Here is a 23,116-nt window from a genome sequence, read left to right on the forward strand (position 1 = left end):
AAGGAATCTAGACATGAGCGCGATTCGCGTCGGATCAGCCCCCGACTCCTGGGGCGTGTGGTTTCCGGACGATCCACAGCAGACCCCTTACACACGATTCCTCGACGAGGTATCCGCGTCGGGATACGAATGGATCGAACTCGGCCCGTTCGGATACCTTCCGACCGATCCAGCCAAGTTGACGGACGAACTCGGTGCCCGCGGCCTGAAGCTTTCGGCCGGTACCGTTTTCGAACATCTGCACCAGGACGATTCCTGGGATGCCGTCTGGAATCAGATCAAGGACGTCGCCAAGTTGACCGCAGCCGTCGGCGGCAAGCACGTGGTGGTCATCCCTGAGATGTGGCGCGACCCTTCCACCGGAGCGGTACTCGAAGACCGCAATCTGACGCCCGAGCAGTGGCGTAAGAAAACCGACGGCATGAACGCTCTCGGGAAGGCAATGCTCGAGGAGTACGGCGTCATGGCGCAATACCACCCTCATGCCGACAGTCACGTCGACATCGAGGACAACGTCTACAAGTTCCTCGAAGGGACCGACGAGCGTTTCGTGAATCTGTGTCTCGACACCGGCCACATCAGCTACTGCGGCGGCGACAATCTCGCAATTATCGACAAACATCCGGAGCGCATCGGGTACCTACACCTCAAGCAGGTGGATCCGGCGATCGTCGCCAAGGTTGAGGCGGAGGACCTGCCGTTCGGTGAGGCCGTCAAACTCGGTGCCATGATCGAACCGCCGCGCGGAATCCCCGACATGCCACCGCTTCTGGAGGCCATCGAGAAGCTCGGCATCGACGTGTTCGCGATCGTCGAGCAGGACATGTATCCCTGCCATCCCGACACACCGCTGCCCATCGCAGCGCGCACCCAGAAGTACCTGTCCACCTGTGGCGTCCCCGCCGTCCGTTTCAGCTGAGCAACACAATCGAGGAGTACCACCGCATGTCTGACAACCAGGATCTCCGGATCGCAGTGCTCGGCGTCGGCATCATGGGGGCCGATCACGTCGACCGCATCACCAACAAGATCGGCGGTGCCCGCGTCACCGTCGTCAACGACTACTCGCTGGCCCGCGCCGAGGAAATCGCAGCACTGACGCCAGGGGCGCGCGTCGTCGTCGACCCGTTCGATGCCATCGCAGCCGAAGACGTCGACGCCGTTGTTCTCGCAACCCCGGGCCCGACCCATGAGAAGCAGGTTCTTGCCTGCCTCGAAGCGGGCAAGCCTGTTCTCTGCGAAAAGCCGCTGACCACCGACGTGGACAGTTCGCTCGCGATCGTGAAAGCCGAAGCAGCGCTAGGCAAGAAGCTGATCCAGGTCGGCTTCATGCGGCGGTTCGACCACGAATACACCCAACTCAAGGATTTGATCGACAGCGGCGATCTCGGTCGCCCGCTCGTGGTGCACTGTGCGCATCGTAATCCTGCGGTTCCGAAGGGTTTCGACAGCGCGATGATCGTCAAGGACTCACTCGTCCACGAGGTCGACGTGACACGTTTTCTGCTCGACGAAGAAATCACCTCCGTCCAGATCATCCGACCGGCCGCGAATTCGCTGGCTCCCGCGGGTATTCAGGACCCGCAGATCGCGATCTTCGAGACCGAATCCGGTAGGCACGTCGACGCCGAGGTTTTTGTCACCACCGGCGTCGCCTACGAGGTGCGCACCGAGGTTGTCGGCGAACTCGGCAGCGCGATGATCGGACTCGACGTGGGGCTGATCCGAAAGAGCAAGCCCGGCAACTGGGGTGGGCAGATCACCCCAGGATTCCGCGAACGCTTCGGGCAGGCGTACGACACCGAGTTTGCCCGCTGGATCAAGGCCGCCAAGACCGGCGCCGACACCGGTCACTACATCGACGGCCCCGGCGCCTGGGACGGCTACGCCGCGGCCGCGGTCTGCGCCGCCGGTGTGAAGTCCCTCGAGTCTAGTCAGCGCGTAGTTGTCGACATGGTTCCGCGAACCTCGGTAGCCGGAGCGTAAACGATGAAGGTCGCACTCGATCCCACACCGTTCCACCACGATTACTCACTGCTCGAGCTTCCTCAGGTTGTTGCCGATCTCGGGTACGAGTACCTGCAACTCACACCGCACGTCGACATGATCCCGTTCTTCAATCACCCGAAAGCTGACGACGCACTCGTCGCCAAATTCCGGAAGGCCTGCGCGAGTGCGGGAGTCGGCATCGCTTCGGTGCTCCCGGTCCTTCGCTGGTCCGGCCCGGACGAGGACACCCGCGAAGCAGCAGTGCGGTACTGGAAACGGGCCATCCAGATCACCGTCGACCTCGGCGTCAACGTCATGAACACCGAATTCTCCGGCCGCCCCGAAAAAGCCGAAGAGTCCGAGCGGGCGTTCTATCGTTCGATGGAGGAACTGATTCCGATCATCGAGCGCGAGGGAATCGACGTCCTGATCGATCCACACCCGGACGATTTTGTCGAAGACGGACTTGCCGCGATCCGCACGATCCGCGGCGTGAACTCCAAGAACCTCGGCATGGTGATCGTGGCATGCCACCAATTCCATATGGGTGGGAACCTTCCCGCCATCATGGAGGCCGCCGGCGACATGGTCCGTCTCGTTCATGTGGCGGACACCATGGACCATCACCGTTCCCACGGACTGCGCTACATCACCAACCCGCCAGGCAACGCCGTTCGAGTGCATCAACATCTCAAGATCGGTGACGGAGACGTCAACTGGGACGAATTCTTCGGAGGCCTGGGAAAACTCGGCTTCTACGAACGCGAGAACACCGTGATGGTGTCGAGCGTCTTCGCCGAGAACGAAAACGCGCACGAGGTCTCCCGATACCAGCGCGAGACGATGAACGACTACGTCGCCAAGTACACCTCCCCGAACTCCTGAGTCACCAGACCACTAGGAAATACCATGACCAGCACTGATACTCGTGTCATCGCGCACTGGTTGGACGGCAAGCCGTTCGCCGGAACGTCCGAGGACACCGCCCCCGTCACCAACCCCGCCACCGGACAGATCACCGGCCGACTGGCCCTGGCGAACCTCGAGGACGCCCGCACCGTCATCGACGCGGCTGCCGCAGCCTTCCCCGCCTGGCGTGACACCTCATTGGCCCGGCGCACACAGGTACTGTTCAGCTTCCGCGAACTCCTCAATGCTCGCAAAGGTGAACTCGCCGAGATCATCACAGCCGAGCACGGCAAGGTTCTCTCCGACGCCCTCGGCGAAATCAGCCGCGGGCAAGAAGTGGTCGAATTCGCTTGCGGAATACCGCATCTCCTCAAGGGCGGGTACACCGAGAACGCCTCGACCAAGGTCGACGTCTACTCCATCCGCCAACCCCTCGGCCCCGTCGGCATCATCTCCCCCTTCAACTTTCCCGCGATGGTCCCCATGTGGTTCTTCCCGGTCGCCATCGCCGCCGGGAACACCGTGATTCTCAAGCCCTCGGAGAAGGACCCCACCGCCGCTATCTGGCTCGCCGAACTCTGGGCCGAAGCCGGTCTGCCTCCCGGCGTCTTCAACGTCCTCCAAGGTGACAAACTCGCCGTGGACGAACTCCTGGAAAACAAAGCAGTCAAGGCGATTTCGTTTGTCGGTTCCACCCCTATCGCCCAGTACGTCTATGCCACCGGCACCGCCAACGGCAAACGCGTGCAAGCACTCGGTGGCGCCAAGAATCACGCGATCGTTCTACCGGATGCAGACCTCGACCTCGCCGCCGACGCAATGGTCAACGCGGGATTCGGTTCCGCCGGCGAACGCTGCATGGCAATCTCCGCCCTCGTAGCGGTCGGCGACATTGCAGATGAACTCGTGGCCAAGATCGTCGAACGCACCACTCCCCTCGTCACCGGCGACGGCACCAAGAACTCCGACATGGGTCCGCTTGTCACCAAGGCGCACCGCGACAAGGTCGCCTCCTACGTCGATGCAGGTGAGAAGGACGGCGCCACCATCGTGGTCGACGGACGCACAGTTCAGGCCGATGGTGGAGCTGACGGCTTCTGGCTCGGGCCCACCCTCATCGACCACGTCACCACCGACATGTCGATCTACACGGACGAAATCTTCGGACCTGTCCTGTCCGTCGTGCGTGTCGACACCTACGACCAAGCCCTCGAACTGATCAACAACAATCCGTACGGAAACGGCACCGCCATCTTCACCAACGACGGCGGCGCTGCCCGACGCTTCCAGAACGAGGTGGAGGTCGGCATGATCGGCATCAACGTCCCCATCCCGGTTCCCATGGCCTACTACAGCTTCGGCGGCTGGAAGAACAGCCTCTTCGGCGACACCCACGCCCACGGGACCGAAGGTGTTCATTTCTTCACGCGGGGTAAAGCCGTCACCAGTCGCTGGCTCGACCCCAGCCACGGCGGTATCAACCTCGGCTTCCCCGAGAACAGTTAGCCGGCAAGACATCTGTGGCCGAGACTCTCGAAGAGGCTCGGCCACAGATGTTTTCGAGAGGTCTACGCGACCGTAGGGTGGTACGTCAGTACCTGAACTCCGGATTCGTACCGACGATCGTCCTTCAACTCGAGGTCGATCTTGTCGGCCGATTCGGGGAACACTCTCCCGCCGGACCCGAGAATGACCGGGAAGACCATCAGTCGCAGCTCGTCGACCAGACCGGCCAGCAACAACGCGTGGACGAGCGTCCGGCTTCCCGCGACCAGGATTTCGCCGTCGATCTGCTCCTTCAGCTTCGGAACGGATTCCTCGATGGGACCGTCGAGCGCCGTCGAGTTGTTCCATTCGAGCGGTTCGGTCGAACTCGTGACGACGTACTTGGGCATCTCGTTCATCTTGTCCGCAAAGCCCTGGTCGTCTTCGCGCTCAGGCCAGGCACCGGCGAAGCTCTCGTAGGTCCGCCGACCGAGTAGAAGCACGTCCGCGGCGAGGGTTTCGTCGAGTTTGAACTTCATCTGATCGCCCTCCTGGTAAGGAAAGACCCATCCAGTGTGCGCATAACCCGGTTCACCACCGGGCGCTTCCATCACCATGTCCAAAGACACGAATTCTGTCACCACGATCTTGCCCATACCGATCCCCTGTCGTCAGTGCGTGTGCGCCATTCGAGTAGTCGACTACCCCACTGTTACAGACTCTGCGTGGTCGGGGTACTCATCGACGGCAATCGGCAACGTCAGCATCCGAAGACGTCAGCACACAACCCAGGCGCCGTTCTCCTTGATCAATGTGATGTCCTCGCGCATCATCGCAGACGGATCCTCGGTGCTGTAATGACGAGTGTTGGCCGTCGCCGAATCCCCGTTCACCACGATGTTCTCAACACCGTCCAGTCTGAGACTGGCAAGTGCGTCGTCGAACGGCGACTCTTCGACTCGCGGACTCTCGCTGCGCATCGAACTGCATTGAGTGCTGTCCACTGCCTCCCAGTCCCTTTCGGCCATGAATTCGAAACTCTGACCGACGACGGCAGAGATTTGACTCTCGGCCGACGGTTCCGAATCGCCGGAACATCCGACGACAGCGGTCAATGCTCCAACGAGTGTCATTGCCGCGAGCGTCCGGCGTCCACGCGTACCTGCGAAGTTCATTCGTCCACTATGTGTACAAACCGAATCGTCTGTTTTCGGTCCCCGCGCTTGCGTGGCGATTCGGACGTTCACTCTGGTTCGCATACCCTCGTATATCGATGATGTGGCGTCGAAAGTGTGCAGTGGCAGTAGCCGGAACAGTGCTCTCAGGGAGCATTGCGTTTACCGGTGTCGTGGGTAGCTCGGGAATCGCCGGCGCCCAACCGGCCCCGCCGCCGCCGACCACCACCGAGGCGCCGTTCACCACACCCAACACCGACAGCTGCCCCTTCACGAGTAGCCCGGCACCGGCGATCGATCTCTCCGAAGCTCCCGCGCCCGGATCCACGGTCCCGACTGCTGTCCCGATTCCGGAAAGCCCCGTCGGTGGAGACAAGCTCGGCGAGTGTGGTGTTGTGCTCCCAGACGGCGCTGCCCCGCTCCCGGCCGACATCGCGGCATCCGGATGGGTACTCGCGGATGCTGACACCGGCGAGGTCCTCGCCGCCAAAGACCCGCACGGTCGCTACCGACCGGCCAGCACCATCAAGATGCTGTTGGCTCTCGTCGCTCTCGACGAACTCGATCTCGACACCGAAATCACTGCAACGGCCGAGGACGCGGACGCTGAAGGTAGTGCCGTCGGCATCGGCAAGGGCGGTAAGTACACCAACCGACAGCTGATGCAAGGTCTGGTCATGGCGTCGGGGAACGATGCAGCGCATGCTCTTGCCCGTCAACTCGGCGGTGATGCTGCAGCCGTGTCGAAGATGAATGCCCTCGCCGCCGACCTCGGCGCCCTCGATACTCGCACGGCAACTCCGTCCGGACTCGACGGCCCGGGGATGAGCAGCTCACCGTACGACCTGGCCGTGATATTCCATACCGCACTGCAGAATCCGACATTCGCCGGTCTGATCCATACCGAGACCGTCGAGTTCCCCGGCTTCCCCAAGGACCCGACAATTCCCGATGATCAGGACCGGCCCGGATTCACTCTCGCGAACGACAATCAGTTGCTCTACAACTACGACGGTGCATTGGGCGGCAAGACCGGCTTCACCGACGACGCACGCCACACGTACGTGGGTGCCGCGGAACGTAACGGCCGGAAACTACTGGTGACATTGATGGGCGGCGAAGCCAAGCCGATCCGTCCGTGGGAGCAAGCTGCCCGTCTACTCGACTACGGATATGCACTCCCAGCGAGCACAACCGTCGGCTCGTTGACGGACCGTTCGACCGACGACGCCACGCCCGACGTCACCCGCACACCGTCTGCCGCTGCACCTGGCTCGATCTCGGCAGCGCCCACCGCCACCGACAGCGAATCGGACACCACTGACCGCATCCTCATCGGCGCGGTCGGTGGCGTGGTGGTGATCGCGTTGGTGGCGGGAGCAGTCGCCCTCAACCGTCGACGGCGCTAGCGCGGCCGACGACGCAGGAAGCCCGAAAGACCCAGGCCGGCAACCGCTCCCGTGGCGATCAATGCAACGGCACGCGACGGTGAGGCACCATCGCTGACAACCACGCGCGGCGAGATCACTGCGGGATCGGGCGGAGGAACGAAGGCCAAAGCCATACTTTCCTTTGTCGTCGCCGCCCACGCCGTGCAGAAAAGCAGCATCCTCGACGCCGTGAACACGAACACGAGCAAACCGATGATCGGGCCGAATGCCACACCCGCGGGGCCACCGGTGACGGCAGCGAGGTAGATCGCACCCACCTGCTTGAAGATCTCGAACACAACCGCGGCGATGAGCGCCGCCTGCGCGGCGCTGCGCAGCGTGACAGGCTCGCGCGGTAGCCGGGCGATCACCCATAGGAAGACGGCCCACGTCGCCAGGAGGGACAGCAACAGTGAAACGACTCTGAGCCCCACACCGACACCGGTGATGTTTTCGAGGTTGAGCCACTTCACGATCTGAGTGGCTACCGGCCCGCTACTCAGCGCCGACATTCCGAGCGAGACGACCATGGCGAGGGCGAGACCGATGAGGGCCCCTGCGTCACCGAGTTTGGTACGCACGAAACCCTTCGGCTCGCGCTTGCTCTCCCACATGGCCGTCAGCGCGTCGCGAACGTTTGCCATCCAACCCAGACCCGCGTACGCGGCACCCAGGAGACCGAAGATTCCGACGCTGGCGCGCGAATCGATAGCCGAATCGATCAGCGTGTTGATGGTGTCACCCAAGCTGCCAGGAATGCTCTTGGTGATCTGCTCCTGAATCGACTCCAGGTACTCGGGATGCCCGGCCAATACGAAACCAGCCACTGCAAACGCGACCATCATGATCGGAATCAGTGCCAGAACGCTGAAGTACGTGATTCCCGCAGCATAGTAGTCGCCCTTTTGCTCTTGGAACCGTCCAGCGGCGCGAACCAGATGATCGAGCCAGGGTCGCGCTGCCCGTTGCTTCTCCAGAAAGCTGGGTGCGTCGTCGTCCGTGTCAGCCATTGCCGTCCCCCTCATGTTCGGTCAGGCGTCGTGAGTCCGAATTCGCGTCGGTCAGCCCTTCGGTGCCAGGAATCCGACCTTGTCATAGACAGCGGCGAGAGTGCGTGAAGACACTTCGCGGGCGCGGTGCGCTCCGGCCGCGATGATGCGATCCAGCTCCGCCTCGTCTGCGAGGTAACCGTCCACCTTCGCTTTGAGCGGGGTGACGAACTCGGTCAGGACATCAGCGGTATCGGTTTTGAGGTCGCCATACCCTTTGCCTTCGTAACCGGCCACCAGAGTCTCGATCGGTATTCCGGAGAGAGCCGACTGAATGGTGAGCAGGTTGCTGACACCGGGCTTGGCCTGGGGGTCGAAGCGAATCTCGCGCTCGTTGTCGGTGACGGCCGACTTGATCTTCTTCGCCGACACCTTCGGATCGTCGAGCAGATTGATCAGCCCGGCCGCACTGGCAGCGGACTTGCTCATCTTCGCGGTCGGATCCTGCAGGTCGTAGATCTTTGCCGTGCCCTTGATGATCTGCGGCTCGGGAACGACGAACGCCTTGCCGTAGCGGGTGTTGAACCGGCCGGCCAGATCGCGCGCGAGTTCGAGGTGCTGGCGCTGATCCTCACCCACCGGGACTCGCTGCGGGCGGTACAGGAGGATGTCCGCGGCCATCAGAACCGGATACGTGAACAAACCGACACTGGCGTTGTCGCTGCCTTGCTTGGCGGACTTGTCCTTGAACTGCGTCATACGGCTGGCTTCACCGAAACCGGTGATGCAATTCAGGACCCACGCCAACTGCGCGTGCTCGGGAACCTGACTCTGCACGAACAGCGTCGCCCGATCGGGATCGATACCCAGCGCCAGAAGTTGAGCCACCGCAACCTTGGTGCGACGACGCAGTTCCTTCGGGTCCTGCGTCACCGTGATGGCGTGAAGATCCGGAATGAAGTAGAACGCGTCGAAATCGTCCTGCAACGGAACCCACTGCTGCAGCGCACCCAGGTAGTTGCCGAGGTGGAAAGAATCCGACGTCGGCTGGATTCCGGAAAGCACGCGAGGCTTTGCGGTGGGCTTCTGTTCTGCAGGGGTCGACATGGTTCCGATCTTTTCACGAGTGGAAATCAGTGCGGTGGCGTGGTGCCCGGGTAGTCGAGTTCGACGAGGTCTTCACCGGGGGCGCTCAGGTCGTCTTCACCGAACTGGTAGACGGTCCGAAAAACGACGGGTTCCCATTCTTCGGTGTAGAAGTCCATCGTTTCGCGGAACCACTCCAACTGATCCTGTTGCTCGGACAGTAGAGAACCCGCACCTCGGATCACAACTACATATCCGGCGCCCAATCCGAGTACGTCGTCGAGATCGCGCATGACGTCGTCGAAAGCATCCTTGTTTCGCCCGAAGTGGGACGGAAACTGGAAGGCCGCCGCGAACTCGTCGAAGACCTGCGACGTGGTCCGCATGTTCTCGCCACGAACCACCCGAACGACAAAATTCTCGCCACGGAGTTCACGCGCAAGATCATCCGCGACCGCTTGCTCGCCGCGCAGCGCCACCGAAGCGACATCCGAAGACGGATCCAGCCACTGCGCCACGCTGACCGTAGACGAGTCGGACATCAGCGAATCCTCACAAACGTGTCGTAGTGATCGAGGGTGTACCAGGCCGAACCGTCGTTGCCGGTGACGATTCGCTCGGCGTCGCGGCCTTGGCCGTTCTTCTTCGCGTTGACGTCCCATTCCTGATAGACGACACGTCCACCACCCGCCCCGACAGCAGGCAGACGCCCCTCGCTGTTGCGGAAGGTGATGCCGCCCTTGGTTCCCGGCGCGTTGGCGGAATCCGGCCACCTCCCGGCGTCGATCTCCACGAGCGTGGCGAGAACTCGCGCCGGCGCATCGCTGTTTGCCTGCTGCGTTGACTTGGCAGCGGAACTCGACGGCGCAGAACTCGACGGCGCAGCCTTGGTGGTGGCGCCAGGCTTGGCTTGAACACTCGAGGACTGAACGCTCGAGGACTTGGTGACCGACGACGCCGAACTGTCGGAGTCGCGTGAAGAAAGCGTCACCGCCAGCACAAGCGCCACCACGGCAACGACGACGGTGATGATGGCGTTGCGGGTTTTTGCGCTCGGCATCTTCAGACCTTCAGGCATGCGCGTTCCTACCGGTACGAGACGGTGACAGGTGCGTGATCCGACCAACGAAGGTCGTAGGACTCAGCGCGTTCCACGAGGGCAACCTTGGCCCGCTCGGCGTAGCCGCGGGTGGCAACCTGGTAATCGATACGCCACCCCGAGTCGTTGTCGAATGCCTTGCCGCGGTACGACCACCACGAATAAGGACCATCGACACCAGGGTGAAGGGTGCGGAAGACGTCCACCCACGCGGAATCGTCGGCGAACAGAAGGTCCATCCATGCGCGCTCCTCCGGGAGGAATCCCGAAGACTTCTTGTTGGTCTTCCAGTTCTTGAGGTCGAGTTCGGTGTGCGCGATGTTCCAATCGCCGCTGACCACCACGTGGCGATCGGCCGACTCGGCCGCTGCGGCGGTGGAGGCGAGGTGAACTGCGAAGGACGCCAGGAACCGTTCCTTCTCCTCCTGCTTCGGTGTGAGCGCCTCACCGGACGGCAGGTACAGGCTCGCGACGGTCAGATCCCCGAAGTCGGCTTCGATGTATCGACCGGCTTCGAGAAATTCGTCGTCTCCGTGACCGATCCGCACCGCGTCGGGTTCGGTGCGTGAGAGCACCGCGACTCCGTTGCGTCCCTTCGCGGACGGCTCGGCCGAGACCAGGAACCATCCGTTGCCGAGCGCTGGCTCGAGGGTCTCACGAAGCTGATCGTCCGACGCACGCGTTTCCTGAAGGCAGATGAAATCCGCCGACGTCTTCTCCAGCCAGTCGAGCATGCCCTTGCGGGCCGCTGCTCGAACGCCGTTGACGTTCACGGACGTGATGGTGTGGGGAGCAAGAATGTGGGAGTCAGCAGTTTGTGGCACGGCAAGCACCGTAGCCGATTCCACCGACGTGGATCGGCGCCCAGGTCAGCGTACGGCCCTACGCTGCAGAATCACTGCAATCGCCAGCACGGCAAGACCCGCGACCGCCAGCAAAGACCCCACTGCCGCGGGCGCCGTGTACCCGTAACCGGCCGCGATCACGACGCCGCCGATCCACGCTCCGAAGGCGTTGGCGATGTTCAGCGCGGCGTGATTGAGGGAAGCAGCCAGGGTCTGAGCGTCCTCGGCGACGTCCATCAGCCGTGTCTGCAGACCTGGAACCATCGAGGACCCCGCGAGACCGATGAGGAAGATGAAGATCAGTGCCGTGTAGGGATTGCGCACAGCGATCACGAAGACCGCGAGGATCACCACGAGGGATCCCATCGACAAGAACAGGCCCTTCATCAGGGCACGATCCGCGAGGTATCCGCCGACGAAGTTGCCGGCCACCATGCCCAGTCCGTAGAGCATGAGTGCCAGGGGAATGAACGAAGCGCCGAGCCCGGACACGTCGGTGAGCGTCGTACTGATGTAGGTGTAGACGGCAAACATGCCGCCGAACCCGACCATGCCCACGATCAGCGTCATCCACACCTGGACGCGGCCCAGCGCTCCGAGTTCGGTGATCGGATTCGTCACCGGCATGCCGTCCAAACGCGGAATCCAGACGAAGAGCGAAGCAACGGTTGCCACCCCGATCACGGCGACCAAAGCGAAGGCGCTGCGCCAGCCGAGTGCCTGACCGATCCAGGCGGCGACCGGTACCCCGATCACGTTGGCCACGGAAAGACCCATCATGACCATCGCCACGGCCTTGGCGCGTTTTCCGGGTTCGGCCAGGTGAGCTGCGACCAACGCGGCGACTCCGAAGTACGCGCCGTGCGGCAATCCGGCGACGAAGCGAGCCATCATCAGCGTCGTGTACGAGGGAGCGAAAACCGAGGCGGCATTGCCGACGGTGAAGGCGACCATGAGCGCGATCAACAGTGTGCGGCGCGGTACCCGGGCGGTGAGAGCAGCGATCAGCGGAGCGCCGACGACAACCCCGAGCGCGTACGCGGAGATCACGTGGCCTGCGATGGGTTCCGAGACACCGAGCCCGGATGCCATTTCCGGGAGCAGTCCCATGGCGACGAACTCGGTGGTGCCGATACCGAAACCGCCGAGGGCGAGAGCGAGCATCGCCGGACCTCTGGCGGAACGAACCCCGGGTGTCGAGGCGTCAGAACGGGAGAGGGTAGACGAAGTCACTGATCAATTGTGATCTCACACCTGGTTGAACTTCCAAGTGAGAGCGGGTGAGTTCACTCACGTGAGACCGCGAACACAAATGGGACGCCCGGTTTCCCGGACGTCCCATTCGAAAGGTGAAGCGGTGAATCTACTTCGCGGCCATGGCCTTCTGCAGGTTCACGTCGAGTGCGCCGAGGAACTCCTCGGTGGTCAGGTAGCCCTGATCTCCGCCGACCAGCATCGAGAGGTCCTTGGTCATCTGGCCGCTTTCGACGGTCTTGATGACAACGTCTTCGAGCGCCTGCGCGAAGCCGATGACCTCAGGAGTGCTGTCGAGCTTGCCACGGTGCTCGAGCCCGCGGGTCCACGCGAAGATGGACGCGATCGGGTTGGTCGAGGTGGGCTTGCCCTGCTGGTGCTGACGGTAGTGACGCGTCACGGTGCCGTGAGCAGCCTCTGCCTCACAGGTCCGTCCGTCCGGTGTCAGCAGAACCGACGTCATGAGGCCGAGCGAGCCGAAGCCCTGGGCCACGGTGTCGGACTGGACGTCACCGTCGTAGTTCTTGCATGCCCAGACGTAGCCGCCCTCCCACTTGAGTGCGGAAGCGACCATGTCGTCGATGAGGCGGTGCTCGTAGGTCAGACCTGCGGCATCGAACTCAGCCTTGAACTCGGTCTCGTAGATGTGCTGGAAGATGTCCTTGAAGGCACCGTCGTACGCCTTGAGAATGGTGTTCTTGGTGGACAGGTACACCGGGTAGTTCTGCTGCAGACCATAGGTGAGCGACGCGCGAGCGAAGTCACGGATGGAATCGTTGAAGTTGTACTGCCCCTGAACGATGCCGCCATTCTCGGGGAAGTTGACCAGTTCGTGCTCGATCGGTGCGCTGCCGTCCTCGGGCGTGTAGGTGATCATCACCTTGCCGGGGCCGGGCACCTTGAAGTCTGTGGCGCGGTACTGGTCGCCGAATGCGTGACGGCCGATGATGATCGGCTTGGTCCAGCCCGGAACGAGTCGCGGAACGTTGGAGATGATGATCGGTGCGCGGAAGATCGTGCCGCCGAGAATGTTGCGGATCGTTCCGTTCGGGGAACGCCACATCTTCTTGAGACCGAATTCCTCGACACGTGCCTCGTCCGGCGTGATCGTGGCGCATTTGACGCCGACGCCGTGCTTCTGGATCGCGTGCGCTGCGTCGATGGTGACCTGGTCGTCGGTCTCGTCGCGGTACTCGATACCGAGGTCGTAGTACTCGAGGTTCACATCGAGATACGGATGGATCAACTTGTCTTTGATGAACTGCCAGATAATGCGCGTCATCTCATCGCCGTCGAGTTCGACGACGGTGCCCTCAACCTTGATTTTGGACATGGGTGCTTCGCGTCCTCCTAGGAAGTTTCCCTGGTTACACGGTTGCGGTCACACTTTGTGAGTGGGTCCGCGAACGGTTCGATTATCAAACCTAGACGGTGTGGACTGATCTCGGGAGATGAGTCCCAAACAAGACAAGCGTACTGCTAACCCGTGAGGCCGCAACCGGCAGGTCCACCCATCGGTCTCTACTCGCGAGTAACTTTTGCCTGCTAGTGGGCTGCGTCGCTCTGCCTCGCGTGCGGTTGCGGCTCACATTTCGCCCCATGTCAGGACTGCGCTCACTTCCCGGTAGAATCCGACTTGGTCATGAGTGCCAGCGTCAAGCCCCGGCTCGCTGGACGGCAACCCTCCAACCGCGGTGGGGTGCCCCGGGTGATGACCAGGTTTCCCGACGTGGATCTGCTCACGCAGTTCCACCGCAATTCGGGTGACAAGCGCGGGTCCGACAGGGACGGACCCCAGACCGGGCCGAGCCCCACGGAGGTATTTCAGTATGTGTCGCACTTGTAGATAGACCCCAGCACGGGGCGGCGATCATTCGCCCCCGTCCGACATCTATCCGTCAGACCACTGGAGTGAACAAATCATGACCGACAACACAGCCGACGCCGCAGCAGCTTCGGATCCGACCGCGAACTGGTCGTTCGAGACCAAGCAGGTGCACGCCGGGCAGACAGCGGACACCGCCACCAATGCGCGCGCTCTGCCGATCTACCAGACCACCAGCTACGTCTTCGACAGCACCGATCACGCTGCCGCACTGTTCGGCCTGGCCGAGCCGGGCAACATCTACACGCGAATCATGAATCCGACGCAGGACGCCGTCGAGCAGCGGATCGCCGCCCTGGAAGGCGGAGTCGCCGCACTCCTCCTGTCCTCGGGTCAGGCTGCCGAGACCATCGCGATCCTCAACATCGCCGAGGCCGGCGATCACATCGTCTCGAGCCCGTACCTGTACGGCGGCACGTACAACCTCCTGCATTACACACTTCGTAAGCTGGGCATCGAAGTCACGTTCGTCGAAGATCCCGACGATATCGACCAGTGGCGCGAGGCCATTCGCCCGAACACGAAGGCGTTCTACGGCGAAACGATCGCCAATCCCAAGAACCACATCCTCGATCTACCTGGCATCTCGTCGCTGGCCCACGAGAACGGTCTTCCGTTGATCGTGGACAACACCGTGGCGACGCCGTACCTGCTCCGCCCACTCGAGCACGGCGCCGACATCGTCGTTCACTCCGCCACCAAATACCTAGGTGGACACGGCACCGCGATCGCCGGCGTCATCGTCGACGGTGGCACCTTCGACTGGACGCAGGGTCGCCACACCAACTTCACCACCCCGGATCCCAGCTACCACGGCGTCACCTTCGCGGACCTCGGCGCGCCGGCGTTTGCACTCAAGGCGCGCGTCCAACTGCTGCGCGATCTCGGCTCCGCCGTGGCACCGTTCAACGCGTTCCTCATCGCGCAGGGCATCGAGACCTTGAGCCTGCGCATCGAGCGCCACGTATCCAATGCGCAGAAGGTCGCCGAGTTCCTCGACGGCCACGGCGAGGTGGCCTCCGTCTCCTACGCGGGACTCCCCTCCTCACCGTGGTTCGAACGTGGAAAGAAGCTGACGCCCAAGGGCACCGGCGCCATCGTCACCTTCGAGCTGCCCGGCGGGATCGATGCGGGAAAGAAGTTCGTCAACGCCCTGACACTGCACAGCCACGTCGCCAACATCGGTGACGTTCGCTCACTCGTCATCCACCCCGCGTCGACGACGCACTCGCAGCTCACCCCCGAAGAGCAGCTCGCTTCGGGCGTCACGCCCGGGCTCGTCCGCCTCGCGGTCGGCATCGAAGGAATCGACGACATCCTCGCCGATCTCACCGTCGGCCTGGCTGCGGTGGCAAACTCGTGACCGTGAACGAATTGGAGCCCAGGATCGACCTCCTGCCCCCGCCCGACGGCCAGGTGGGGTTCGTCGACATCGGCGCCCTGGAACTCGAAAGCGGCGCGGTACTCCCATCCGTTTCGCTCGCCGTTCAGCGGTGGGGTGAGCTGTCCCCGAACCGCGACAACGTCGTACTCGTCGAGCACGCACTGACCGGAGACTCACACGTCACCGGTCCGATCTCCGCAAATCAGCCCTCCCCCGGCTGGTGGAACGGTATGGTCGGCCCCGGCGAACCGATCGACACCGGCGAATGGTGCGTCATCGCAACAAATGTCCTCGGTGGCTGTCGCGGCACGACCGGTCCCAGTTCACTGGCCGACGACGGCAAGCCGTGGGGCAGCAGGTTCCCGGAGATATCCATCCGGGATCAGATCGCGGCGGAGAAGAAGCTCGTCGATCTCCTCGGGATCGACCAATTGGCCTCTGTGGTCGGCGGATCCATGGGCGGCATGCGCACCCTCGAATGGGCAGTTACCTACCCGGACAGCATTCGCTCCGCGTTGGTTCTCGCAACCGGTTCACGGGCCACCGCCGATCAGATCGGCACCCAGACGACGCAGATCGCTGCCATCGTCTCCGATCCCGAGTGGCAAGGCGGTGACTACCACGGATCGGGCCGGGCACCTCGCGCCGGACTCGGCATCGCTCGCCGCATCGCGCACCTGACGTACCGCACCGAGTCCGAACTGGATGCGCGCTTCGAGAACTCCGCCCAGAACGACGAAAACCCGTGGAACGGTGGACGATACGCTGTGCAGAGTTACCTGGAACACCAGGCGGACAAGCTGGTCGACCGCTTCGACCCGAGCACGTACGTCCTCCTGACCGAAGCCATGAACCGGCACGACATCGGCCGAGGACGCGGCGGCGTTGCAGCGGCGTTGGCATCGATCACGGCACCGGTCGTCGTGGGCGGCGTGGATTCGGATCGGCTGTATCCCCTCCGTTTGCAGGAGGAGATCGCCGACGGAATTTCCACGTGCAGCGGCCTCGAGATTCTCAAGTCCAAGGACGGCCACGACGGCTTCCTGACGGAGGCGGACGCCGTCGCCGGACTGCTTCGCCGAACGATGGAGTTCGCACGCACGGCTCGCTGATCCGGCACAGAGCCACATTTTCAGAATTCGTCAATGTCGGGAAAACCACAGCTGATCTGCGGGTTTTCCCGACATTTTCATTGGCGAACGTGAACCGGCGCGGCTAGCATCGGCGAACGTGAATCAGCCATGCTCGACGCGCCTGCAGGCTACGTACATTCCCGAGCACATGTCCTTCGCGTTCTGGGGTGACGCAGACCCGGCAGCGCGACTGTCGGCACTGGGGATGCCGACCGGGTCGCCGGGCGTGTGCAGGCTTGCGATCCCGGTCGACGAGTCGATCACAGCAACCGACGTCGAAGCGCAACTGCTCGACCTCACAGCCGCGATCGACGCCTTCCACAACCTCGATGCAGGTCGCGGCGACCTCGGACCGTCGTTGCTCGCATGGAAGCGCGTCATCGAGACCGGCGCGCATGACATTCCGACCGCGGCGCATGCGGCGATCGACGGCGACGACACGAAGATCCGAAGCGCCCGGTCCACGGTGCGGTTGTTCACGGATGCGAGTACAGCCCTGGACAGCCTTCGCCGAGCAAAGATTCAGGCGACTCTGCGCCCGTATCAAATGCAGGGAGTTGCCTGGCTGACGGCGCTGTCGGGTTCGGGCGGTGGGATCTTGGCCGACGAGATGGGTTTGGGTAAGACACTGCAAGCGATTTCGATGATCGCGATCCGCGCCGACGACGGTCCGCATCTGGTTGTGTGTCCCACCTCGGTGATCGGAAACTGGCGCCGCGAGGTCGAGCGATTCGCTCCGCATCTACCACTGCATGTTCATCACGGGACTGCTCGCGCACTTCCCACTCGTATCCCCGCCGGCACCACTGTTCTGACCAGCTACAGCGTCTTGCGTTCCGACACGGCCCAATTGACCCCGATCCACTGGAGTTCGGTGATCTTCGACGAGGCGCAGCAGATCAAGAACCCGTCTTCCCTCGCTGCGAAAGCGGCAATGCGGTTGTCGGCCGACATCAAGGTGGCGATGACCGGCACGCCGGTGGAGAACCGCCTCGACGAATTGTGGTCACTCTTTCGCGTCGCCAATCCCGAAGTCCTCGGAACTCGCGCGCGTTTTCGTCAACGCTTCGCCGTCCCGATCGAATCCGGTCGATCCGCCACTGCGGCGACCAGGCTTGCCGCGGTCATCGATCCTTTCATTCTGCGCAGAACCAAAGACACAGTGGCCAAGGATCTTCCGCCCAAGCAGTTCTCCACCATCTCGTGCACTCTGACATCGGAACAGGCGCGGATCTATCGGTCGGCAGTTGCCGATGCTTTCGACACCGGATTGGGCACGGGAATTGCCCGACGCGGCAACATCCTTGCGCTGCTGACCACCCTCAAACAGGTATGCAATCACCCCGCACAGGTGACCGGCGATACGGACGACCTTGACGGAAGATCCGGAAAGCTCGACCGCGCAACGGAAATGATCGCCGAGATCGTCGACGACGGCGATCGCGCGCTGATATTCACGCAGTACCGGACGATGGGCGAGATGCTCTCCCGGCACCTGGGATCCGAATTAGGAATCGGTGCCGTGCCTTTCCTTCACGGTGGCCTCAACACCGACAAGCGAGACGGGATGGTCGACGCGTTTCAGAACGACGCGGATTCCCCGCCGGTTCTGATTCTGAGCCTGCGCGCCGCCGGCTTCGGCCTCAACCTCACTCGCGCGAGTCACGTCGTGCACTACGACCGGTGGTGGAACCCAGCCGTCGAAGATCAGGCAACCGACCGGGCACACCGCATCGGCCAGAAGCGCACCGTCAACGTCCACACCTTGGTGACGGGCGGAACCGTGGAGGATCACATCGCAGCGATGCACGAGTCGAAACGAGCTGTAGCCGATGCTGTTTCCGGCAACGTGGAGGCCGCCCTGGCGGATCTTCCCGACACCGAATTGCGTGAACTTCTCGAACTCGACGGCGCGGTGATCATCTGATGGCCAACGAATTCGGTGTCACCGCTTGGGGTCGGGCGTGGCTGCGCACGGTGGAACGGACCGCGGCATCCGGTCCGAACCCGTCCCTGCCGACGGCTCGTGCCCTCGCACGCAACGGGTCGGTGGAATTCACCGTGGTCTCATCGGGGACCGTCGTCGCCGAGGTGAGCACCAAAGCAAAAACCTCGTCGGTGACGATTGGTGTCCCGCTGTGGACCAAATCCGAAATCGCTGCAGTGAAGAGCCTTCTCCGCTCGGCGGGAAAGGCCAACAGATCCGTCTCCACCGGCGAACTACCGGACAGCGTCGTCACCGAACTACTGTCTCGAAATATCGCAGTAGCCGTTGATCTTTCGGAGTGCATTGCCAGCTGCGACTGCTCAGGTCGACGCTCGCCGTGCGTTCACCATCTCGCCGCGATCTACGCCCTGGCCGGGCGAATCGACGAGGAACCGGTCCTCGCAGTTACGCTGCGAAGCGTACCGGACAAGGCCGGAAAGAAGTCGGCATCCGCACAGTCACCGGAGTGGATCCCTTTGAGCGACATCGACATCCGCTCGTTCTACGGGGACTGACCTTCTCAGTCGGTACCGAGCGGATCGATGGTCAGGGCAAGCGTCGCGATCAACGCTCCCATGACGCCCATCGCCGCAGTGTCGAAAACCCTCCCACGCACGGCAAGCAACCCCACACGATTCTCGGGAACGAACCACCGCGCGGCAGCACCGATGATGACGGCAACACCGAAGACGAGAGCGCCGCGGCGCCACCGGTCGGCCAACACGAGAACAACAGCTGCCGCGATCACGGCAAGGACCGCGAGCATGGGCAGATTCTTCTTCGCGAGGCCGACCAGTGAGGACATCGGACTCAGACTCCGGCCAGAACCCGCTCGGCGCGCTCGACCACGTTGGTGATCAGGAACGCGCGGGTCAGCGGCCCGACACCACCGGGGTTGGGTGAGACGAACCCGGCAACCTCGTTGACGTCGACTGCGACGTCGCCGCGCAGACCGTCGTCGGTGCGACTGACGCCGACATCGAGGACCGCTGCTCCGGGCTTGACCATGTCGGCGATGATGAGACCGGGAACGCCGGCGGCGGCGACGATGATGTCGGCGCGACGAACCTCGGCTGCGAGATCACGGGTACCGGTGTGGCAGAGCGTGACCGTGGCGTTCTCGCTACGACGCGTCAGCAACAGTCCGATCGGGCGACCGACCGTGACACCGCGTCCGACGACCACCACGTGTGCGCCGGCAATCGGCACCTCGTAACGGCGCAGGAGATGCAGGATTCCACGCGGGGTGCACGGAAGGGGCGCTTCCTTGCCCAACACCAGTCGCCCGAGGTTGACCGGATGCAAGCCGTCGGCATCCTTGTCAGGGTCGATGCGCTCGAGGGCCGCGTTCTCGTCGAGGTGCTTGGGAAGGGGCAACTGCACGATGTAGCCGGTGCACTCGGGATTGGCGTTGAGCTCGTCGATCGTCGCGTTGAGCTGCTCCTGCGTGATGTCGGCAGGCAGGTCGCGTCGCAAAGAATTGATACCGACCTTGGCGCAGTCGTTGTGCTTGCCGCGCACGTAAGCAGCGGATCCGGGGTCGTCGCCTACCAGGATGGTGCCCAGGCCGGGCGTGATGCCCTCTGCCTTCAGAGCGCTCACCCGCACCTTCAGGTCTTCGAAGATTTCGTCGCGGGTAGCTTTGCCGTCGAGGATCGTTGCAGTCACGGCGACCATTGTTCCAGGTTAGGGTCGATGAGTGACAACGGCTCCGGAACTACGCGGCCCGAGAGTGGTCCTCTCCCCGCTCGTGCCCGATCATCACGCCCGTCTGCGGGCAATTCACCTGCACCCGGACGTCGTGCAGTGGTGGCAAAATCCCGACGACGACTGGCCTGCGGCACCGGAGGCCGGCACCACCCGCTACAGCATTCTCTACGGCGACCAACTGATCGGCTTCATCCAGTGGTACGAAGCTGAGGACAACCCCGACTTCCGCCACGCCGGGCTCGACTTGTTTCTCGATCCCGACTTCCACGGCCAAGGGTTCGGTCGCGAATCGATACGGGTGCTGTGCGCCCATCTGATCGACGACCTCACATTCCACCGTCTTGTCATCGACCCCGAGGTCGACAACTCCGTCGCCATCGCGTGCTACCGATCTGTGGGATTCAAGGACGTCGGAGTGATGCGCGAGTACTCGCGAGATCGCCACGGTGTGTGGAAGGACGGACTGTTGATGGATCTCCTTGCTCGGGAATTCATCCGCTGATCGATTGGGACGAGCTCGAAAGGACCGACATCATGTTGCTGGACAAGGAATTCACGGCCACCCTGCAGAAGAGCGACGCCAAGGGCGGGTGGACTTATGTGATCTGGCCGGAGTCCGCCGAGTTCTTCGGCACCCGCGGCCTGGTCAAGGTGCGCGGGACGATCGACGGACATCCGTTCCAGAGTTCGTTCATGGCGTTGGGAGACGGCAACCACAAGCTGCCGGTCAAAGCCGATCTGCGCAAAGCCATCGGCAAGGACACGGGCGAGCGGGTGACCGTGCGCCTCGAGGAGCGCTTGCAGAGCTAGGCGTCACTACTTCATGTCGACGACAAGACCGTGCGCCGACGCGTACGCCACCGCCTGCATCAACTCGATCTGTGCGTTTCCGACGGATGCGGATGTCCACAGGCTCGGATCGATCCGCGCACCGCGCAGGTCTGCACCTTCGAGTTTGAGTCCACCCGTGCGAGCACCGGACAGATCCGCGGACGCCAGCACCGCGCCCCGCATGTCGGCCCGAACCAGGTTCGCTTCTCGGAAGCGGCATGAGGTGAAGTCGATCTTCCTCAGGTCCGCTCCGCCGAGTGAGGTCAACGAGAAGTCGACTTCGTCGAGCGTCAACGGCCGGATGCGGCAACCGTCGAACGTCGACCCGAGCAGACTGCAGTTCCGGAACGTGCTGTGCCACAGGCTGGTCCGCGCAAAATTGCAGGAGCGGAACGCCGTTCCCGTATGTACGGACTCCCCCAGATCGGTGCCGGTGAAATCACAATCCGTGAACACCACCGACTCTGTCGTGAGTCCGGTGAGGTCGGCGTCTCGGAAATTGCAATTGGTGAAAGTGCGCTGACGCCACTTCTGCCCGGCCAGCCGCGCGTCTGAATAGTCTTCGCCGACGACGTCGTCGGATTCTTCGGGGAGCATGCCGTCCATACTGCCCCGCCGCACCGACACCGTCTCGACCGCCTAGGTCTCGCAGGCCACGCCGTCACCGTCGCGATCGAGCTTGGACGAATAGCCCGGATCGCCTCGGTAGATCGGCGCTGCACCGGCCGCTCGCACGGCTGCACAGTTGGCGTAAGACACCCCCGCGTCAGGCACCTTGGCCGGCGGTGGAACGTACGCCGGTTCTGTTGTCTTCGGGGGCGTGTAGGCCGGGGCAGGCGGAACGTACGGCGTTGTCGTGATCGCCGGGACCTGCGGCACCAGCGGCACGATTGCCACGGTGGTTGTCGTGGTCGGCAGCGTCGTCGCTGTAGTCGTGGTCGGCGGGGCGGACGACGTTGTGGTCTTTGTCGTCGACGGGACAGTGCTCTTGGTTGTCGTCGCTGCAGCTGTCGTCGAAGAGGTCGCGGCAGGCGTCGTCGATTCCTCCGACTTGCCCGCCCCCGTCGCCGCAGCGATGGCCACCAGTCCCACGACTGCTGCGCCGGCGATCCACGGCCACTTCCGCCGCTTGCTTCCTTCTTCGGCGTTTGCGTCCGGCGCCGCCGATCCTGGTGCACCGAAAACCTGCGTCGGAGTACCGAATGCTTGAGTAGGTGCTTCGACGCCCTTGGGCCGTGTCTGTGCGGTCCACTGCTGACCGTCCCAGTAACGGTCGATCGTGGGGTCGAAGGGGTCGGGGTTCCAACCGGCGGGAGGGTTCATGAAAAGTCCGTTCTGAGAAGAGTGCCGGGAATAGGTTCGCACGGACTGGCCGGTTTGTTACCAATTCGCCCACACTTTTCGGCCGCTCTTCTCGCAAACGCGGGCACCGAGATGCCGCCCGGTACAGTTCCTCGAGTGTTCCGAGTGATGTTCCACGAGCCCCGCATCCCACCCAACACCGGAAACGCGATCCGCATGGTCGCAGGTACCGGTTGCGAACTCCACCTGGTCGGCCCTCTCGGGTTCGACTTGTCGGAGCCGAAACTCAAGCGCGCAGGCTTGGACTACCACGATCTGGCGACTGTCACGGTCCACGAAAACCTGGCCGCTGCCTGGGAAGCCGTCACCCCCGCTCGCGTGTTCGCCTTCACCGCACACGCGACCACGTCGTATGCCGATATCGCCTACCAACCCGGGGATGTCCTGCTGTTCGGGCCCGAACCCACCGGATTGTCCGAGGAAGTGCTGGCGGACGAACACATCACCGAGCGTCTGCGTATCCCGATGCTTCCCGGACGCCGGTCCCTCAACCTGTCCAACGCTGCTGCCCTGGTGACGTACGAGGCCTGGCGTCAGCACGGGTTCAAGGGCGCCGTCTGATC

The 23,116-nt window shown here is 62.9% G+C and carries 25 protein-coding genes and 1 riboswitch; of the genes, 12 read left to right on the forward strand and 13 right to left on the reverse strand.

From position 1 onward, the window contains the following. Positions 1–13: 13 nt before the first annotated feature. From ACFWEM_RS13995 to ACFWEM_RS14010, 4 genes are read left to right on the forward strand one after another with little or no spacing between them, the layout of a single operon-like run. Complete coding sequence (locus ACFWEM_RS13995) at positions 14–919, forward strand: sugar phosphate isomerase/epimerase family protein (protein ID WP_378534265.1); 906 nt, start codon at positions 14–16, stop codon at positions 917–919. Positions 920–945: 26 nt separating this feature from the next. Continuing rightward, positions 946–1,986, forward strand: coding sequence for a Gfo/Idh/MocA family protein (locus ACFWEM_RS14000; protein WP_378534267.1), 1,041 nt, complete (start codon positions 946–948; stop codon positions 1,984–1,986). 3 nt (positions 1,987–1,989) lie between these two features. Next, positions 1,990–2,874 (forward strand): sugar phosphate isomerase/epimerase family protein, encoded by an 885-nt coding sequence (locus tag ACFWEM_RS14005; protein ID WP_378534269.1) that lies wholly within the window; start codon positions 1,990–1,992, stop codon positions 2,872–2,874. 24 nt (positions 2,875–2,898) lie between these two features. Beyond that, a complete protein-coding gene (locus ACFWEM_RS14010; protein WP_378534272.1) occupies positions 2,899–4,404 on the forward strand; it encodes a CoA-acylating methylmalonate-semialdehyde dehydrogenase in 1,506 nt (501 codons plus the stop codon). Between the two features lie 62 nt (positions 4,405–4,466). On the opposite strand, the gene ACFWEM_RS14015 is transcribed toward ACFWEM_RS14010, so the two are convergent. Both ACFWEM_RS14015 and ACFWEM_RS14020 read right to left on the reverse strand, forming a co-directional pair. Then, the gene (locus tag ACFWEM_RS14015) at positions 4,467–5,039 is read right to left on the reverse strand and encodes a dihydrofolate reductase family protein (protein ID WP_019747666.1); all 573 of its coding nucleotides are present in this window, start codon (positions 5,037–5,039) and stop codon (positions 4,467–4,469) included. Between the two features lie 120 nt (positions 5,040–5,159). Continuing rightward, on the reverse strand, positions 5,160–5,558 hold the full coding sequence (locus ACFWEM_RS14020) for a hypothetical protein (protein WP_378534274.1): 399 nt from the start codon (positions 5,556–5,558) through the stop codon (positions 5,160–5,162). Positions 5,559–5,656: 98 nt separating this feature from the next. Here ACFWEM_RS14020 and ACFWEM_RS14025 point away from each other — a divergent pair, with 98 nt between their 5' ends. Further along, positions 5,657–6,967 carry a D-alanyl-D-alanine carboxypeptidase family protein gene (locus tag ACFWEM_RS14025; RefSeq protein ID WP_378534276.1) on the forward strand — a complete coding sequence of 437 codons (1,311 nt, stop codon included), beginning with the start codon at positions 5,657–5,659 and terminating at the stop codon, positions 6,965–6,967. Here ACFWEM_RS14025 and yhjD read toward each other — a convergent pair. The 7 genes from yhjD to ACFWEM_RS14060 form a co-directional block, all read right to left on the reverse strand. Next, positions 6,964–7,998 (reverse strand): inner membrane protein YhjD, encoded by a 1,035-nt coding sequence (yhjD, locus tag ACFWEM_RS14030; protein ID WP_378447719.1) that lies wholly within the window; start codon positions 7,996–7,998, stop codon positions 6,964–6,966. The genes ACFWEM_RS14025 and yhjD overlap by 4 nt on opposite strands. Before the next feature lie 51 nt (positions 7,999–8,049). Next, a complete protein-coding gene (gene trpS, locus ACFWEM_RS14035) occupies positions 8,050–9,084 on the reverse strand; it encodes a tryptophan--tRNA ligase (RefSeq protein ID WP_378534278.1) in 1,035 nt (344 codons plus the stop codon). A gap of 26 nt (positions 9,085–9,110) precedes the next feature. After that, a complete protein-coding gene (locus ACFWEM_RS14040; RefSeq protein WP_378534280.1) occupies positions 9,111–9,605 on the reverse strand; it encodes a barstar family protein in 495 nt (164 codons plus the stop codon). Further along, on the reverse strand, positions 9,605–10,141 hold the full coding sequence (locus tag ACFWEM_RS14045; RefSeq protein ID WP_378534282.1) for a ribonuclease domain-containing protein: 537 nt from the start codon (positions 10,139–10,141) through the stop codon (positions 9,605–9,607). The genes ACFWEM_RS14040 and ACFWEM_RS14045 overlap by 1 nt, the downstream gene beginning before the upstream one ends. Positions 10,142–10,149: 8 nt before the next feature. Continuing rightward, positions 10,150–10,995: an exodeoxyribonuclease III gene (locus ACFWEM_RS14050; protein ID WP_378534284.1), complete on the reverse strand. Its 846-nt coding sequence runs from the start codon at positions 10,993–10,995 to the stop codon at positions 10,150–10,152. A gap of 36 nt (positions 10,996–11,031) precedes the next feature. Then, positions 11,032–12,171 (reverse strand): MFS transporter, encoded by a 1,140-nt coding sequence (locus ACFWEM_RS14055; protein WP_378534581.1) that lies wholly within the window; start codon positions 12,169–12,171, stop codon positions 11,032–11,034. Positions 12,172–12,370: 199 nt separating this feature from the next. Then, the gene (locus tag ACFWEM_RS14060; protein ID WP_378447725.1) at positions 12,371–13,594 is read right to left on the reverse strand and encodes an NADP-dependent isocitrate dehydrogenase; all 1,224 of its coding nucleotides are present in this window, start codon (positions 13,592–13,594) and stop codon (positions 12,371–12,373) included. Between the two features lie 305 nt (positions 13,595–13,899). Then, positions 13,900–14,040: riboswitch (SAM riboswitch) on the forward strand. 143 nt (positions 14,041–14,183) lie between these two features. Between ACFWEM_RS14060 and ACFWEM_RS14065 the strand changes: the two genes are divergently transcribed. The 4 genes from ACFWEM_RS14065 (at position 14,184) to ACFWEM_RS14080 (ending at position 19,165) form a co-directional block, all read left to right on the forward strand. Continuing rightward, positions 14,184–15,509, forward strand: coding sequence for a bifunctional o-acetylhomoserine/o-acetylserine sulfhydrylase (locus ACFWEM_RS14065; RefSeq protein WP_378534288.1), 1,326 nt, complete (start codon positions 14,184–14,186; stop codon positions 15,507–15,509). Then, positions 15,506–16,642 (forward strand): homoserine O-acetyltransferase, encoded by a 1,137-nt coding sequence (locus ACFWEM_RS14070; protein WP_378534290.1) that lies wholly within the window; start codon positions 15,506–15,508, stop codon positions 16,640–16,642. Before ACFWEM_RS14065 ends, ACFWEM_RS14070 begins: the two co-directional genes overlap by 4 nt. Before the next feature lie 118 nt (positions 16,643–16,760). Further along, the gene (locus tag ACFWEM_RS14075) at positions 16,761–18,590 is read left to right on the forward strand and encodes a DEAD/DEAH box helicase (protein ID WP_378534292.1); all 1,830 of its coding nucleotides are present in this window, start codon (positions 16,761–16,763) and stop codon (positions 18,588–18,590) included. Next, the gene (locus ACFWEM_RS14080) at positions 18,590–19,165 is read left to right on the forward strand and encodes a hypothetical protein (protein WP_378534294.1); all 576 of its coding nucleotides are present in this window, start codon (positions 18,590–18,592) and stop codon (positions 19,163–19,165) included. The genes ACFWEM_RS14075 and ACFWEM_RS14080 overlap by 1 nt, the downstream gene beginning before the upstream one ends. A 5-nt stretch (positions 19,166–19,170) precedes the next feature. Here ACFWEM_RS14080 and ACFWEM_RS14085 read toward each other — a convergent pair whose 3' ends face one another. Then, positions 19,171–19,455 (reverse strand): DUF3017 domain-containing protein, encoded by a 285-nt coding sequence (locus ACFWEM_RS14085; protein WP_230812347.1) that lies wholly within the window; start codon positions 19,453–19,455, stop codon positions 19,171–19,173. A gap of 5 nt (positions 19,456–19,460) precedes the next feature. After that, positions 19,461–20,318 (reverse strand): bifunctional methylenetetrahydrofolate dehydrogenase/methenyltetrahydrofolate cyclohydrolase, encoded by an 858-nt coding sequence (locus tag ACFWEM_RS14090; protein WP_378534296.1) that lies wholly within the window; start codon positions 20,316–20,318, stop codon positions 19,461–19,463. A 31-nt stretch (positions 20,319–20,349) separates the two neighbouring features. Between ACFWEM_RS14090 and ACFWEM_RS14095 the strand changes: the two genes are divergently transcribed. Continuing rightward, the gene (locus tag ACFWEM_RS14095; protein ID WP_378534298.1) at positions 20,350–20,862 is read left to right on the forward strand and encodes a GNAT family N-acetyltransferase; all 513 of its coding nucleotides are present in this window, start codon (positions 20,350–20,352) and stop codon (positions 20,860–20,862) included. A gap of 32 nt (positions 20,863–20,894) precedes the next feature. Continuing rightward, positions 20,895–21,170 (forward strand): DUF1905 domain-containing protein, encoded by a 276-nt coding sequence (locus tag ACFWEM_RS14100; protein WP_347872009.1) that lies wholly within the window; start codon positions 20,895–20,897, stop codon positions 21,168–21,170. Between the two features lie 6 nt (positions 21,171–21,176). Here the strand turns inward: ACFWEM_RS14100 and ACFWEM_RS14105 are convergent, their stop codons facing one another. Next, on the reverse strand, positions 21,177–21,797 hold the full coding sequence (locus ACFWEM_RS14105) for a pentapeptide repeat-containing protein (protein WP_003940770.1): 621 nt from the start codon (positions 21,795–21,797) through the stop codon (positions 21,177–21,179). Between the two features lie 33 nt (positions 21,798–21,830). Further along, a complete protein-coding gene (locus ACFWEM_RS14110; RefSeq protein ID WP_378534301.1) occupies positions 21,831–22,514 on the reverse strand; it encodes an excalibur calcium-binding domain-containing protein in 684 nt (227 codons plus the stop codon). Positions 22,515–22,649: 135 nt separating this feature from the next. Between ACFWEM_RS14110 and ACFWEM_RS14115 the strand changes: the two genes are divergently transcribed. After that, positions 22,650–23,114, forward strand: coding sequence for a tRNA (cytidine(34)-2'-O)-methyltransferase (locus tag ACFWEM_RS14115; protein WP_019747649.1), 465 nt, complete (start codon positions 22,650–22,652; stop codon positions 23,112–23,114). Positions 23,115–23,116 lie beyond the last annotated feature (2 nt).

The sequence above is a fragment of the Rhodococcus sp. NPDC060176 genome (genome assembly GCF_042728675.1).
In the GTDB taxonomy this organism is placed as follows: Bacteria; Actinomycetota; Actinomycetes; order Mycobacteriales; family Mycobacteriaceae; genus Rhodococcus_F.

What these genes read in the sequence shown, in the direction of transcription:
- ACFWEM_RS14045 (WP_378534282.1), bottom strand. Translation starts at nt 10,141, where the DNA reads ATGCCTGAAGGTCTGAAGATGCCGAGCGCAAAAACCCGCAACGCCATC.
- ACFWEM_RS14025 (WP_378534276.1), top strand. Translation starts at nt 5,657, where the DNA reads ATGATGTGGCGTCGAAAGTGTGCAGTGGCAGTAGCCGGAACAGTGCTC.
- ACFWEM_RS14040 (WP_378534280.1), bottom strand. Translation starts at nt 9,605, where the DNA reads ATGTCCGACTCGTCTACGGTCAGCGTGGCGCAGTGGCTGGATCCGTCT.
- trpS (WP_378534278.1), bottom strand. Translation starts at nt 9,084, where the DNA reads ATGTCGACCCCTGCAGAACAGAAGCCCACCGCAAAGCCTCGCGTGCTT.
- ACFWEM_RS14015 (WP_019747666.1), bottom strand. Translation starts at nt 5,039, where the DNA reads ATGGGCAAGATCGTGGTGACAGAATTCGTGTCTTTGGACATGGTGATG.
- ACFWEM_RS14105 (WP_003940770.1), bottom strand. Translation starts at nt 21,797, where the DNA reads ATGGACGGCATGCTCCCCGAAGAATCCGACGACGTCGTCGGCGAAGAC.
- ACFWEM_RS14110 (WP_378534301.1), bottom strand. Translation starts at nt 22,514, where the DNA reads ATGAACCCTCCCGCCGGTTGGAACCCCGACCCCTTCGACCCCACGATC.
- ACFWEM_RS14000 (WP_378534267.1), top strand. Translation starts at nt 946, where the DNA reads ATGTCTGACAACCAGGATCTCCGGATCGCAGTGCTCGGCGTCGGCATC.
- ACFWEM_RS14020 (WP_378534274.1), bottom strand. Translation starts at nt 5,558, where the DNA reads ATGAACTTCGCAGGTACGCGTGGACGCCGGACGCTCGCGGCAATGACA.
- ACFWEM_RS14060 (WP_378447725.1), bottom strand. Translation starts at nt 13,594, where the DNA reads ATGTCCAAAATCAAGGTTGAGGGCACCGTCGTCGAACTCGACGGCGAT.
- ACFWEM_RS14100 (WP_347872009.1), top strand. Translation starts at nt 20,895, where the DNA reads ATGTTGCTGGACAAGGAATTCACGGCCACCCTGCAGAAGAGCGACGCC.
- ACFWEM_RS14005 (WP_378534269.1), top strand. Translation starts at nt 1,990, where the DNA reads ATGAAGGTCGCACTCGATCCCACACCGTTCCACCACGATTACTCACTG.
- ACFWEM_RS13995 (WP_378534265.1), top strand. Translation starts at nt 14, where the DNA reads ATGAGCGCGATTCGCGTCGGATCAGCCCCCGACTCCTGGGGCGTGTGG.
- yhjD (WP_378447719.1), bottom strand. Translation starts at nt 7,998, where the DNA reads ATGGCTGACACGGACGACGACGCACCCAGCTTTCTGGAGAAGCAACGG.
- ACFWEM_RS14055 (WP_378534581.1), bottom strand. Translation starts at nt 12,171, where the DNA reads ATGCTCGCTCTCGCCCTCGGCGGTTTCGGTATCGGCACCACCGAGTTC.
- ACFWEM_RS14080 (WP_378534294.1), top strand. Translation starts at nt 18,590, where the DNA reads ATGGCCAACGAATTCGGTGTCACCGCTTGGGGTCGGGCGTGGCTGCGC.
- ACFWEM_RS14010 (WP_378534272.1), top strand. Translation starts at nt 2,899, where the DNA reads ATGACCAGCACTGATACTCGTGTCATCGCGCACTGGTTGGACGGCAAG.
- ACFWEM_RS14085 (WP_230812347.1), bottom strand. Translation starts at nt 19,455, where the DNA reads ATGTCCTCACTGGTCGGCCTCGCGAAGAAGAATCTGCCCATGCTCGCG.
- ACFWEM_RS14065 (WP_378534288.1), top strand. Translation starts at nt 14,184, where the DNA reads ATGACCGACAACACAGCCGACGCCGCAGCAGCTTCGGATCCGACCGCG.